This window comes from Cohnella cellulosilytica (assembly GCF_042431195.1).
Lineage (GTDB): Bacteria > Bacillota > Bacilli > Paenibacillales > Paenibacillaceae > Cohnella > Cohnella cellulosilytica.
This window is the reverse complement of the sequence record NZ_JBHMDN010000035.1, coordinates 83,463-97,041: the sequence shown is the minus strand read 5'-3', so window position 1 is coordinate 97,041 and position 13,579 is coordinate 83,463. Positions and strand designations below refer to the sequence as shown.

General features: G+C 57.6%; 10 protein-coding genes. 7 read left to right on the top strand and 3 right to left on the bottom strand.

Annotated elements, in window-relative coordinates; translation table 11 throughout:
• Complete coding sequence (locus ACFFT4_RS25150; protein WP_378051722.1) at positions 1-744, top strand: exonuclease domain-containing protein; 744 nt, start codon at positions 1-3, stop codon at positions 742-744.
• Here ACFFT4_RS25150 and ACFFT4_RS25145 read toward each other — a convergent pair.
• Positions 677-1,168 (bottom strand): M67 family metallopeptidase, encoded by a 492-nt coding sequence (locus ACFFT4_RS25145; RefSeq protein WP_378051721.1) that lies wholly within the window; start codon positions 1,166-1,168, stop codon positions 677-679. The two genes, ACFFT4_RS25150 and ACFFT4_RS25145, sit on opposite strands and share 68 nt — an antisense overlap.
• Positions 1,169-1,227: 59 nt before the next feature.
• Positions 1,228-2,538 carry an MFS transporter gene (locus tag ACFFT4_RS25140; RefSeq protein ID WP_378051720.1) on the bottom strand — a complete coding sequence of 437 codons (1,311 nt, stop codon included), beginning with the start codon at positions 2,536-2,538 and terminating at the stop codon, positions 1,228-1,230.
• 197 nt (positions 2,539-2,735) lie between these two features.
• On the opposite strand from ACFFT4_RS25140, the gene ACFFT4_RS25135 reads away from it, so the two are divergent.
• On the top strand, positions 2,736-3,302 hold the full coding sequence (locus ACFFT4_RS25135) for a TlpA family protein disulfide reductase (protein ID WP_378051719.1): 567 nt from the start codon (positions 2,736-2,738) through the stop codon (positions 3,300-3,302).
• A gap of 112 nt (positions 3,303-3,414) precedes the next feature.
• On the opposite strand, the gene cimA is transcribed toward ACFFT4_RS25135, so the two are convergent.
• Positions 3,415-5,028, bottom strand: coding sequence for a citramalate synthase (cimA, locus tag ACFFT4_RS25130; RefSeq protein ID WP_378051718.1), 1,614 nt, complete (start codon positions 5,026-5,028; stop codon positions 3,415-3,417).
• Between the two features lie 138 nt (positions 5,029-5,166).
• Between cimA and ACFFT4_RS25125 the strand changes: the two genes are divergently transcribed.
• The 5 genes from ACFFT4_RS25125 (at position 5,167) to ACFFT4_RS25105 (ending at position 13,511) form a co-directional block, all read left to right on the top strand.
• Positions 5,167-6,441 (top strand): DNA polymerase IV, encoded by a 1,275-nt coding sequence (locus ACFFT4_RS25125; RefSeq protein WP_378051717.1) that lies wholly within the window; start codon positions 5,167-5,169, stop codon positions 6,439-6,441.
• A 135-nt stretch (positions 6,442-6,576) separates the two neighbouring features.
• The gene (locus tag ACFFT4_RS25120) at positions 6,577-6,813 is read left to right on the top strand and encodes a ferredoxin (RefSeq protein WP_378051716.1); all 237 of its coding nucleotides are present in this window, start codon (positions 6,577-6,579) and stop codon (positions 6,811-6,813) included.
• A gap of 187 nt (positions 6,814-7,000) precedes the next feature.
• Complete coding sequence (locus ACFFT4_RS25115) at positions 7,001-8,833, top strand: CHASE2 domain-containing protein (RefSeq protein WP_378051715.1); 1,833 nt, start codon at positions 7,001-7,003, stop codon at positions 8,831-8,833.
• A gap of 68 nt (positions 8,834-8,901) precedes the next feature.
• A complete protein-coding gene (locus tag ACFFT4_RS25110) occupies positions 8,902-11,907 on the top strand; it encodes a FecR family protein (protein WP_378051713.1) in 3,006 nt (1,001 codons plus the stop codon).
• Between the two features lie 26 nt (positions 11,908-11,933).
• On the top strand, positions 11,934-13,511 hold the full coding sequence (locus ACFFT4_RS25105) for a stalk domain-containing protein (protein WP_378051712.1): 1,578 nt from the start codon (positions 11,934-11,936) through the stop codon (positions 13,509-13,511).
• Positions 13,512-13,579: the final 68 nt, after the last annotated feature.

Here is a 13,579-nt window from a genome sequence, read left to right as displayed (position 1 = left end):
GTGAAGGAGCCCAAGGACGCGAATGCGGGAGGGCGGATATGGAACCTGTACAAAAAGGGAGGACTGACTCCGGCGATCGCGTCGATGTTCGGCTCGGCCAACGCCCAGCAGATGGCTTTCATCCGCTCGATGACCAGGGAACAGCGCAGGGAGAACGCGCTGGAGATGCGGCTTGCCGATATGGAGGCGGTCGTATTCGATCTGGAGACGACGGGATTCTATCCGTACAACGGAGACGAGATTCTGTCGATCGGCGGCGTCATGATCCGCGGGAGCGGCTTCGAGGAGGTCGAGCCGTTCTATCGGCTCGTCAATCCGAAGCGGAAAATTCCGCCGCACATTACGGAGCTGACCGGCATTACGAACGAGATGGCCGCGAACGCCCCGGATCTGATGCAGGCGCTGCACGACTTTATGGACTTTATCGGCAAAAGGGTGCTCATCGCGCACGGCAGCGGCCATGACAAGCAATTTCTGAGCAGCGCCTTGTGGCGCACGTCTAAGGTGAACCTGACGCACCGGATTGTCGATACGATGATGATCGCCAAATGGCTGGAGCCGAAGGCGATTCATTACGGTCTCGACGAGGTGCTCGAGCGTTACGGCATCGAGGTGACGGAGCGGCATCACGCGCTGCACGATTCGGTGATGACCGCCAAGCTGTACTTCGAGCTGCTCAAACGGATTGCGGACCGGCAGGTGACGACGCTGGGAGACCTGTACGCTTATTTGAGCCGGCACTGACGATCCGAAGCGGCAGGCTTGTCCATCGCTCCTCCGCCGGGCGGCGCGCGAAGACGCCGATCTCGTGGCTTTCCTCGCCCAGCCCGACAATCCAATACGTCTTCCAGGGAAGGGACCCCGCGAGATCGCTCGCGCTCGGGACGACCGTTCCCGTCGGATGGCTGTGAAATAAACCGACGATTTCGCGTTGGTTTTTTTGCGCTTCGAAGAAGGCTTCGATCCAGTCCCCGGGATGGAAGGAAAACTGCGCCGCCGGATGAGCGGAGGCGTTGCGAATGAGACGAAACCCGCTCGCTTCGACCGTCTCGCCGTAGATCGTCCCAACGACCACTCCGCACGCTTCCCAGGGCAGGCGGCTTCGCAGCGCATGCACGAACCTTTTCTCCACGTCGATATCCATGATGACTTCCGCGATTGTGCCCATATTCGGCGCCCCCTCTTCACCCCGAGTATGAACGATGGAGGCGGACGCTGGCAACCCCGTTACTGCACCTGCTTGCCCGGCTTGACGAGGAAAAAGACGAGCGCCAGCGCGATCAGCGACAGCGCGGACACCGTCACGAACACGATCGTATGCGACTTGGCCATCATCCACCCGAACAGGGGCGGTCCGAAGGCGACCCCGAAAAACCGCAGGCTGCTGTACAGGGACGTAATCATTCCGCGCTCCGCCTTGTCGACCGCTCCGGTGATCATCGTATTCAGGCAGGGCAGGAGCAGGCCGGTGCCGATGCTGCTGACGGTGAGCAGTCCGATAAAGACGTACAAATTCGCGTTAAACCAGATCGCAAGCGCCAGCGAGACGACCATCAGAGCGAGTCCGATATTCATGAGCCAACGGATGAGCACGCCGTTCTTGCGGATGACGGTGCCGGTGATGTAAGCGGTCGTGACCATGCCGAACAGCGGGATGGCGAGCACGAACCCTTTGCGCACGCCTTCGATCGAATAGGGCGGCTTCTCCAGAATGTCCGATAGAAAGAAGAGCACGCCGAACAAAATAAACAAGGCCAGCGATCCCGCGAAAAAGGAGGAGATGAGCCAGCGGCCGCGCTTGGCGAAAATTTGCCGGACGGACCGGAGGTAGCCGGAGATCGGCTGCGGCTCGTCCTGGCGCTTCGGTTCCTTGATGAGAAAAATAACGCCGAGCAGGGAGAGCAGGCAGAAGACGGGAAACGCGAAGAAGGCGGCATACCAGACGATGAGCGCAAGCAGCGAGCCGAGAATCGGGCTGACGACCTTCCCGGCTCCGTTGGAGGCTTCGATCAAGCCGAGCGCCTGGCTTTCCTGTCCGTCCTTGTACAGGTCGCCGACGAGCGCCATCGCGATCGGCGCGGTGCCGGCCGCTCCGATGCCCTGCAGCGCCCGGGCGGCGATCAGCACGCCGTACGAGTCCCAGACCGCCCCGAAGCCGGCCAGCACCCCTGCGCTTCCGTAGACGACAAGGGAGGGGATGATGACGGCCTTGCGGCTGAAGCGATCCGACAAGTAGCCGGCCAGCGGAATGATCAGCGCCGCGCATACCGAAAACAGGCTGATGACGAGGCTCGTCTGGAATTGGGAAATGCCGAGCTCGTTTCTGAGCGTCGGGAGGATCGGAACGAGCATGGAATTGCCCAGCACGAGTACGAGCGGCACCGTGGACAGGGCGACGTACTCGCGGATTTTGCTTTGACCCTTGCCTTGGCCCCGGCCGCCCGGGGAAGACGCCGATTCCGATTCCCGGGTATCTGTGCCGATGTCGCTCGTGAACGAGACGGACAGCTTGCGTCTGGATTTCGTGGTTGCGGACACTCCTGTTTCCTCCTTAACGGCCGCATATTCTCGCCGAGCCTCATCTGCGGTTCCCTTAACGTTCCCTTGCGGTTGAGGCGATATGCGCCGGTACGGCGCCGGGATGTTCATCATTCCGACACGTCTGGGCCGTGGAAGGTTCCCGGGAAATGGGGTAAGATAAGGGTAACCTTATGAATTGAAAGTTGAGGATTCTTATGCGAAGAAACCTGATCATTTTGGCGATTGCGGTCATTGCGGTTGCCGGAGTTTGGATATGGGACGGAAGCGGGCGCGGCGCTTCGTCCGGGCAAGCGGCGCGCCCGGTCGATCTTGAGGGGATTCCGGCTTCTCCGGCGCCGAAGGCGGATCATTTCGCGCCGGCGTTCCAGCTTAACGGGCTGCTGGACGAGACGGCTGCCTACAGCGTAGGGGGCAAGCGGGACAAGGCGCTGATCGTCAACTTCTGGGCGGCCTGGTGCGGGCCTTGCGAGGTCGAGGCGCCGGATCTCAAGGCGATCTACGAAGAGCATCAAGATAAATTGGATCTATATGCGGTAAATGCGACGAATTACGATCGGGTCCGGTCGGCCAAGGAATTCGTGGCGGAGCAGGGACTGGAATTTCCCGTCCTGACCGATCCGCAGGGCGTGGCGGGCGATTTGTACAAGATCACCGGATACCCCGTAAGCTTCATTATCGACCGGGACGGCGTCATCCGCCACCGGATCGAAGGCATCGTCGAGCGCGAGGAATGGGATAAAATGCTGCGGGACGTGCTGTAGCGCCGCCGCTGGGATCGGGCAGGCGCAAAAAAAAGGGATTTCCGCGAAGATCGAACAAGCCGATCGGACGCGGAGATCCCTTTTTTTATGGAGAGGCCGCAGCCTCTCTTCGTTAATGGTTGACCAATCCGTTCGTCTGCGCCAGCATCGGAGCGATGCCGCCATTCTTGTCCATTCCGATCAGGGCATAGCGGATGCTGTCGACGAGCGCTTCCCAGCTTGCTTCGATCACGTTGGAGGAGACGCCGACGGTGCTCCACGTGTCCTTGAAGTTGGTGGACTCGATCAACACGCGCACCTTGGCCGCCGTAGCGTCTTTCTCGTCCAGCACGCGGACCTTGTAGTCGGACAGGTGAATGTCGCGAATGTCCGGAAAAAACTGCACGAGCGCTTTGCGCAGCGCATTGTCCAGCGCGTTAACCGGCCCGTTGCCTCCCGCCACCGTATAGACCTGCTCTCCGGCTACGTTAACCTTCACGACAGCTTCGCTGGTCATCTGGCCGGCATTGTTCTCGACGGTAATCTTGAACGAATCAACGGAGAAAATCTGCACGGCGTCGCCGTAAGCGTCCCTGAGCAGCAGCTCCAGGGAAGCGTCCGCGCCTTCGAACTGATAGCCTTGATGCTCCAGATCCTTGATCCGGTCGATCACCTCGCGCGATTTCATGCCCTCCGGATTGACGTCGAGTCCCATTTCCTGCGCCTTGGACAAAATGTTGCTCTGGCCGGCGAGCTCGGATACGAGCACCCGCTGCTTGTTGCCGACAAGATGAGGCTCGATATGCTCGTACGTTTTCGAGTCCTTCATAATTGCGGAAACGTGGATTCCGCCCTTATGCGCGAAGGCCGCGTTGCCGACGTAAGGCTGGTTGACCGGCATAATGACGTTGGCGATCTCGCTTACGTACCGCGCCACGCCGGTCAGCGACTTCAGCTGTTCGTCGCTGACGCATTCGTAGCCCATCTTGAGCTGCAGCGTCGGGATGATCGAGCAGAGGTTGGCGTTGCCGCAGCGCTCGCCATAGCCGTTGATCGTGCCTTGAATCTGACGCGCGCCCGCCGTGATCGCCGCCAGCGTGTTCGCCACGGCCAACTCGCAGTCGTTATGCGTATGGATGCCGATCGGAGCGTCGATGACCGATACGACGCGCGAGACGATCTCGCTGATCTCTCCGGGCAAGGTGCCGCCGTTCGTGTCGCAGAGAACGATCCAGGCCGCTCCCGCTTCTTTGGCTTTGGCCAGCGCGGACAGTGCGTAGTCGGGGTTCGCTTTGTAGCCGTCGAAGAAATGCTCGGCGTCGAATAAAGCTTCCATCCCGCTGCTCTTCACGAAAGCGAGCGATTCGTAGATCATCGCCAGGTTTTCTTCGAGCGTCGTCTGCAGAGCGGTGTGGACGTGAAAATCCCACGTCTTGCCGACGAGCGTCGCCGCGCGCGCGCCGGATTCCGTCAAATGCTTCAGGTTGACGTCATGCTCGCAGGAGCTATTCTTCCTGCGGGTGCTCCCGAACGCCGTCAGCTTGGCCTGCAGCTTCGACTCGCGAACCCGGCGAAAAAACTCGATATCCTTGCTGTTGCTGCCGGGATTGCCGCCTTCGATATAATGGACGCCCAGAGCGTCGAGCTTCAGGGCGATTTTAACCTTGTCCTCAGCGGTCAGGCTGATCCCCTCGCCTTGCGTGCCGTCGCGCAAAGTCGTATCGAAAATACAAAGTGGAGTAGACATGCGTTACCGGAAAGCCTCCTTAAAAATAAAAACAGGTGAAACTATTATACCACGGTTGGCATTAAATGTAGAGAGCGCGCTTCATTGCGGGGGCGTCCGGTTCCTCTGTATAATGTAGAGAAGTCAGGAGGGATGGACGTGGGCGAGTACGCGGGAAAAGGGCGGATTATTCTGCATATCGACATGAACGCGTTTTACTGCTCCGTTCATGCCGCCGAAGAGCCGAGCGTGTACAGGGGAAAACCGACGGCCGTTGCCGGAAGCGTGGAGCTGCGCAAAGGGATCGTCGTTACCAGCTCCTACGAAGCGCGGGCCCGGGGCGTTCGCACGGGCATGACCGTTCGCCAGGCGCTGGGCGTCTGTCCGGAGCTGATGCTGATCTCGCCCAACTTCGATCTGTACCGAAAATACAGCCGCGGTTTTATGCGAATTGCGGGCAGCTTCACGCCGCTCGTGGAAGCCGTGTCGATCGACGAATGTTTTCTGGATATTACGGGCAACTCGCAGTTCGGCAGCCCCTTGGAAATTGCCGAGATGATCGCCCGGCGGGTCAGAGAGGAGCTGTCGCTTCCGTGCTCGATCGGAATCGCTCCGAACAAGCTGCTGGCCAAGATGGCCTCCGATATGCGCAAGCCCAACGCCGTTACCGTCCTGCGCAGGCGGGATATGCCGGCGCTGCTGTGGAGCAAACCCTGCCAGACGCTGTACGGCATCGGAAGCCGAACGGCGGATAAGCTGCTGAAGCTGAACATCCGCACGATCGGGGAGCTGGCCGCCGCCGACGAGACCGTGCTCGTCCAGCGCTTCGGCGTGTACGGAACGTGGATGAAAAACGCGGCCAACGGCATCGATCACGCACCGGTGGAGCCGCTGCACGAAGCGCCGAAATCGATCGGCCATACGACCACTCTCCCGGCGGATCTGACCGAGCGGGATCAGTACCGCAGGGTGCTGCTTAACCTGGCGGATCAGACGACCCGGCGGCTTCGCCATCAGCGAATGGTGAGCTCGACCGTGCAGATTACGATTCGCGATCCGGATATGCGCACGATTACGCGCTCGCTGACGCTGCCGGTGCCTACCGAGGCGGCAAACGACGTATACGAGCTGGCCTGCAAGCTGATGGACGCGCATTGGCAGGAAGGGAAGCCGGTAAGGCTGCTCGGAATTACGCTGCAAAGCTTGTCCCCGAAAAAAGATACGCCGCTGCAGCTCGATCTGTTCACCTACGAGGAGGAGCCGAGGAAGCAGCGATTGATGTCCGCCATGGACGCGCTCAGAGATAAATTCGGCGAAAGCGCCGTGCTGACCGCCGGAATGCTGGGAGACGATCCGTCGACGCTGATCCGCAATAAAAAAGTCAGAGGCACCTCGCTTGAGAAGGATTTTTTGCGCGAGCGTCCCGACGATTGAGAAATGCCCGAACGAAGCGGGCCAAAAGGCGAGACGGCTGTAATTTCGTTTGATCTTGGACCGGTTTTGTATTATATTGGACAGTAGTGGGACTACTTACGTACGCGACAAGGATTGAAAATAGGAGGTTATCACATGGCTAAGTTTACCTACGTAGATAAAGACACCTGTATCGCTTGCGGCGCATGCGGAGCGACGGCGCCGGACATTTACGATTATGATGACGAAGGCCTTGCCGAGGTGATTTACGCCAATGATGGCAACCACGGCGTTACCGAAATTCCCGAGGATCTTTACGACGATCTGCAGGACGCTTCCGACGGCTGCCCGACGGATTCGATCAAAATTGCGGATTCACCTTTTAATATGTAAATCGTGTGCAAATCGTGAAAGACCGGGAGAGTTCTTCTTGGGCATTTGGGCCTAGAGGAACTCTCTTTTTTTGTCATTTTTGTGACTGCCGTCACAAAAGTTGATTTTTAGATAATTTGCAACATAAAGCCTTGTGCCTACTGTATAATAGAGAGGGTTTCCATCTTTTACATAGGCGGGATTTGATTTGAAGGGGAAAATCAAGAGAATAGCGATCGCTCTGAACGCCGTTCTGTTGCTCGGTTTATTTTTCATCCATCAGTCGGGAGTCCTGCAGAGAATCGATACGCTGCTGTTCGACTACGAGATGAAGCAGGCGGCCGGCCATCAGCCCGATCCGCGCATCGTTATGGTCGCGATCGACGACGCTTCACTTGCGGAGCTGGGCCGATTCCCGTGGGATCGTGCGGTGTACGCTCCGTTTCTGGCTAACTTGAACCCGGAGGGGAACGAGCCGAAGGCGATCGCCTTCGACATCATCTTCGGAGAGGCAAGCGACAATCCGGACAGCGACATGGCGTTCGCGGAAGCGCTCGCCTCCTATTCGAATGTCATTTTGCCCGTGACGGGCATTATGGGAGACAACTTCGGCACCTCGGTCGTCAGACGCGACGAATATATTCAAGCGCAGGCGATCGTCAAACCTTACGAGCTGTTTGCGGACCTTGCGCAGCTCGCTCATATCAATCGCGTCGTGAGCAAGGACGGCGTCATTCGCCAGACCTGGCTCAATCTCCGGGGACCGGACGGCGAAGTCGTTCCTTCCTTGGCTTGGCAGGCGGCGGAGATGGCGGGGGCGGACTTAAGCCGGTTCGCGAACCTTACGGACCCCGTGCAATTCGGAGAGCCGGTCGCGAAAAATACGGTGACGATCGATTACCAGCTGATGACGGACGATTTTCTGACCGTGTCGTTTACCGACGTGCTGAACGGCGAGCTGCCTGCGGATCTGTTCAAGGACTCCATCGTGTTCGTCGGCTTTACGGCGGTCGGACTTACGAGCGACGGGGGGCAGGACACGGGCGCATCCCCGATCGAAAGAAACTTCAAGCTGATGTACGCGCACGGAAATATCGCCAATCAACTGCTCAACGGGACCACGGTATCCTATTCGCCGGATTGGGTTGAGCTGGGGCTTGCTTTTATTCTGTTCCTGCTTTTTGTTTTCCTGCCCTGGAGATTGAAAAATATTTATTCGATTCTGCTATTCCTGGCCGCATTCGCGGCAGTGCTGTACGGCCAATATGCGATGTATCAGGCCTCCGCTTTGCACGCGAACGCGGTGCTCGCTTTGCTGGCCATGCTGCTGGCTTACTTGGCGAACGTCTCTCTTAAATCGTATATGGACAGCACGCAGAAAAGCTTCGTCACGCGCCAGTTCGGCCGCTACATTTCTCCCGATCTCGTCAAACAGATCGTAGCTCAGGATATCGAAATCAAGCTGGGCGGGGATTTGAAGCAGATTACGATCCTGTTCCTCGACATCCGCGGGTTTACGCCGCTGTCCGAGAAGCTGTCGCCTCCCGAGCTTGTAGATACGCTGAATACGATGTTTAACATGATTACGGAGACGACGCTTCGCAATGCCGGCACCATTGACAAGTTTATCGGGGACGCGGCGATGATTCTGTTTAACGCGCCTCTGGATGTGGCCGAGCATGAACGGATGGCTGTGCAGACGGCCTACGAGATTCAGCAGGGAATGAACGGCATTCGCGACCAGATTTTGGAGAAATACCAATGCGAGGTCAATGTCGGCATCGGCATACATACCGGCAACGTCGTCGTCGGCAATATCGGCTCCTACCTGCGGGTCGACTATACGGCCATCGGCGATAACGTCAACATAGCCGCGAGAATCGAGTCGCAGACGAAAAAAGGACAGGTCCACGTCTCCGAGCAGGTTTACGAGAAGACAAAGCCATGGTTCCGCTTCGACGAGGGTGAGGATCGCATGTTCAAGGGCAAGTCTCATCCGATCCGCGTATATGAGCTGCTGGGACGTCTCGACGACTCGTGAACGCATTACCTTGAATGATAGGATAGGCAACTAGAACAAAACTGAACAAATGGAGAGGGGCAATTCGAATGAAGAAGTTTGTCGTTAGTCTGCTGGGCATGCTGCTGCTGGCGCTGCCTTTGCTCGGCGTTCCGGGCCAGGAGGCGTCCGCGGCGTCGTCCAGGGTCGCCGTCATCAAGGAGCTTAAGGGCTCGGTTACAGTGAAGAAGTCCGGCGGCTCCAAGGAATTTACGGCGTTCGCCAAAATGAGCCTGAACGAAGGGGACATTCTGACCGTCGGCAAAGGCGGCTCCGCGGTGCTTCAGTTCGCGAACGGAACGTCGGAAGACGATAAGATGGCCGTGTCGGCCAATACGACGCTAACCTTCTCGAAGCTGAAAGAAGGCAAAAATACGGTAACCAAAGTCAGCGTACGGAACGGCTCGGTCTGGTCGACGGTGAAGTCGATCAAAAACGCGGGCGACCAGTTCACGCTGGAGACGCCGACCGCCGTCATGGGCGTGCGGGGGACGAATCTGTTCGTGGCCGTCGATCCGGTGACGGGAGACGCCAGATTCATAATTGCTTCCGGCGTCGGTCAGGTTTCGCCGACGAACTCGCGGCAGGGGAAAACAACGCCGCCCGTACCGGTGTATCCCGGCCAGCAGGTCACGATCGACGATCGCGACGAGACGAACGAATTTCCGGACGAAGTGATTCCGGTCGATTTGTCGGCCCTGGCGAACAACCTTTCCGCCGACGTGCTCGCGGCGATCCTGCAAGCCAAAAACGAGATCGACCGGGAGAACGAGGAGTTCATCCGGAAGAAAAGGGAAGAGCTGCAGAGCGGACAGAACGATCCGGCGATCGGGCTCGACACGCAGGCGGATTTGGATCGGCTTATCCAGAATTTGAACTATCTTGTCGGCAATGTGCTGCAGGAAGCGTTGAGAAACAATACCATCGGTCAGGAGCAGCTGCAAGGGCTGATCGACGAAGCGAACAAGACGCTGACCAACAAAATCGATCTGGCCAACACGCCGCCGCCAACCTTGACGGAGATCGAGAAGCGGAAGGCCGAGCAAATCAAGAAGCAAGAGGAAGCCCGGCTTGAAGCGGCCAAGAAGCAGAAGGAAGCCGAGCAGCAGAGCCGGTTGGCAGAACTGGTGAAAAAAGTGGAAGAGGAAAAGAAAAAGCGGGAAGAGGCGAACCAGAAGGCGCTGGAGGACGCGAAGAAGAAAGCGAAGGAAGAATACGAGAAGAAGCTGTCCGAGGCCGAGAAGCAGCGCTTTGCGGAAGCGAGCAAAAGCCGCGAGGATGAGTTGAAAAATCGCGCGACGCCGTCGCCAAGCACGGTTCCCAGCCCGTCGGCCGGAGGCGGAGGCGGCTCAAGCGGAGGCGGAAATAACGGCGGCGGTACGAATCCGACCCCGGTCGCTCCGTTCGGGCTGTACCTTAAGAGCGCCGCGTCGCCGGAGGTTCAACAGAATTTTACGTACACAGCTTCGCAGACGCACTATTCCTTTAACGTGCAGGACCACGTTCAGGAAATCGCGATCAAACGAAATCCGTCGTCGTCGAGTGAAATCATATTCGTGAAATATAGCCTCCAATCGGAATGCGGTTTGGGCGAGGGAACGGACTATTGCTATGAGTATGCGCAGGGGGGAATAGGGGGCTACGTCGTTCCGCTTGCGCCGGGCAGCAACAGCATCGTCATCGAAACCATGACTTCGGGAGGAAGCTCGGGAATGACGCGTGAATTTACGCTGGACATCCACAGGAGCGAAACGCCGGCGGGAATTCTCGGGTGGAATGTTGGAATTTCGGCTGGAATCCCTGCGGAAGAGCACGATTTGGAGTGGCAAGTAACGGGAATCGACCGATATGCTCTTGATTTTAATGAATACTCCGAATCCGTCCCTATTCCCGAATTAGAGATGGGGCTGGAATTGGCGCCGGGCATTACAAGGGCGGAATTGACTTACGAAGGCAGTCCGATTATTCAAGGGCAGCCACAGCTGTTAACCGCGACATGGACGGAGAGCGGAGTACAGACGGTCGCTGGATTAACGGAAGGCTACCTGCGCATGACCTTGGATCTGTACGCTGGAACAACCAAAAAGTATTCGAAAGAGCTGTGGATCCTTAACGGGTTATCCGAAATGAATGACACAGAGCCTTTCAAACTGACCGACAACCAGGATCGGGACGTGTTTTACGAGCCGTCGTACGAAAGCTACTATCAACTTGCAGCTTACTTGCAAGAGGAAGCCACAGCTTTAACGATCAGCGAAATTAGCGACGCCGCCGAATCCTCTATGAGGCTTCAATCCGTGATGTATGGCGGAAGCGAATATTTTGCGAGCAACGGCTCCGTGCAGTTGATTCTCAATTCCAATATCGATAATGTGGTTGTTCATGCGACCGATCCAAGCGGGCTGTATCTGTACGAATACGTGCTGGAAGTGGTTCGTGTACCCGCAGGAATTACCAGTTGGCAGCTAGATTACGGCGGCTCTTCGGCAAACCTGCGCAAAGTTTCGGGAGCAGACAAATATTACGCGGATATTCCGGAATTTGAGCAGCCGGAACAGCTGCTTGGCTTTGATGTTACCGGGACCGGCACTATATCGTTAAAACATTCGGGGGAACTGATCTACGGCAATGAGCAAGGACAAGGGCCAATGTACAACCTGACCCAGTACGCGTATTACCCGGGAATCCGCGTATTCGATCTGGAGATTACGAATGAGGGATCGTCTAAAACTTATGAGATTGTCTTTAGAATCGGCGATGTCTCGCAGAGGGAATTGGTGGAGTTATGGGAGCAACAAAGTCCAAGCCAAATCTCCTGGAATGGCCAGTATCTTGAGACGACCGTGTCCTCGTCGTCTGCAAGTCTATATCTAGGTACCGATCCGCGATATGCCCGAGTTGTCGTGGGCGACACTGAGATTCCGGCTGAAGATGGAGCATACCCGTTATCGCTCAATCAAGGAGAAAATATCGTTCAAATCTGGATTCAAAATCCGATTACATTGGAAGAAGAGACGATTATTTTTAAGATTACGAGTATGACCGGACAAATCTAACATTTATGACTGAAGGAGATTACGGTATGCATAAGAAGAACCGTTATTTGCTGGCCGGGACCGTCTGTCTGGCTATCGGACTTTCGAGCTCCGCCATTGCGTCGGCTGCCGTTCCGGGCTGGACCAAGTCCCCCAAGCTCTATGAAGTGCATGCTTGGGCCGGTCAGACCGCGAGCGGGCATCACGACGGCTCGCTCTCCGAGACGACCTTCTATCAGCCGCGAGCGGCGGTGGAGCTGGCAAATGGGCGCTTGCTCGTCGCCGATTCCTCGAACCATCTGCTGAGAGCGCTGGATGCGGACAAATCGGCTTTGTATGCCGGCTACTGGCTTGGCGAAGACGAAGCGGGCAACCCGGTCGGCGGTTTAAACGACGATTCGGCCGAACGGGCGGTTTTCGATTCGCCCGCCGGGCTGGCCGTCGATGCGAAGGGGAACGTCTACGTAGCGGACAGCGGCAATCATTCGATCCGCAAAATTTCGCCGGACGGAACGGTATCGACCCTGGCCGGCAGCGGTCTGTTCGGCTCCGACGACGGCAGGGGAGCGGAGGCGAAGTTTCACTCTCCGTCCGACGTTGCCGTCGACAGCAAGGGCAATGTTTACGTGGCGGATACGCTGAACCATCTGATCCGCAAAATCGCGCCTAACGGCACGGTGTCGACGCTGAACGCGCCTTCGACCCGCGTTATCGAATACGTGCCGGGAGCGGCCGAGGACGCAGGGGATTATCAGGACGGACCGCTCGCTTCCGCCAAGTTTAACGAGCCGAGCGGGCTTGCGGTTGACGAGAAAGACAATCTCTATGTGAGCGACCGCGGCAATCAGCGAATCCGGTACGTCGACTTTGCCTCCGGACAGGTGTCCACCGCAGCCGGAGGCGGGAGCTACGCGGACGCGAACGCTTATTTCGTCGAAGGCGACTATCTGGACGGCGAAGCCTCGGCGGCCCGTCTGAATTCGCCCGAAGGCCTTGCCGTAACCGCCGACGGAGCGCTTGTCATCGCCGACAGCTTAAACCATGTCGTTCGGCTGCTTAAAGACGGCCAAGTCTCGACGGTCGCGGGCGTTCCGACCGAGCCGGGCTCTGCCGACGGCGTAACGACTTCCGCCGAGTTCAATCGCCCGACGGACGTCATCGTGCTGGCCGACGGCAGGCTGGCAGTCGTAGACGAGCACGGCAACAAAGTGCGCATCGTTCAGAAATACGCCGCACCGGCCAAGCTTCCGGAGAATAAGGGCATCGCAGTGCTGCTGAACGGGGCGTTGGTGCCGACCGAGGTGCCGGCGCAGCTGAAGTCGGGCGCGGTGCTGCTCCCGGTTCGCGACGTGGGCAAGGCGCTCGGCTATCAAGTCGGCTACGACAAGAAGACGGGAGAAGCGCTGCTGTCCAAGGACGGAGTCGTATACGCGATCTCGGAAGGCAAGGATACCGTGAAGAAAACCGTCTCGGGCGAGAGCGCCAGCTTAAAGCTTAACGCCAAGACGCTTTCGATCGACGGCAGAATGTTTATTCCGGTTCGGTTCTTCGCCGACGAGAGCGGGCTCGATATTCAATGGGACGGGGCGGCGAAAACCGTCGTCATTCGCGATAAGACCTTCTAAAGCCGGCCCTTTCGGAATCAAACAAGCAGGCCGAACGGCTCTTCGGAGCGTTCGGCCTGCTTTTTTTG

What these genes read in the sequence shown, in the direction of transcription:
- cimA (WP_378051718.1), bottom strand. Translation starts at nt 5,028, where the DNA reads ATGTCTACTCCACTTTGTATTTTCGATACGACTTTGCGCGACGGCACG.
- ACFFT4_RS25120 (WP_378051716.1), top strand. Translation starts at nt 6,577, where the DNA reads ATGGCTAAGTTTACCTACGTAGATAAAGACACCTGTATCGCTTGCGGC.
- ACFFT4_RS25145 (WP_378051721.1), bottom strand. Translation starts at nt 1,168, where the DNA reads ATGGGCACAATCGCGGAAGTCATCATGGATATCGACGTGGAGAAAAGG.
- ACFFT4_RS25135 (WP_378051719.1), top strand. Translation starts at nt 2,736, where the DNA reads ATGCGAAGAAACCTGATCATTTTGGCGATTGCGGTCATTGCGGTTGCC.
- ACFFT4_RS25110 (WP_378051713.1), top strand. Translation starts at nt 8,902, where the DNA reads ATGAAGAAGTTTGTCGTTAGTCTGCTGGGCATGCTGCTGCTGGCGCTG.
- ACFFT4_RS25105 (WP_378051712.1), top strand. Translation starts at nt 11,934, where the DNA reads ATGCATAAGAAGAACCGTTATTTGCTGGCCGGGACCGTCTGTCTGGCT.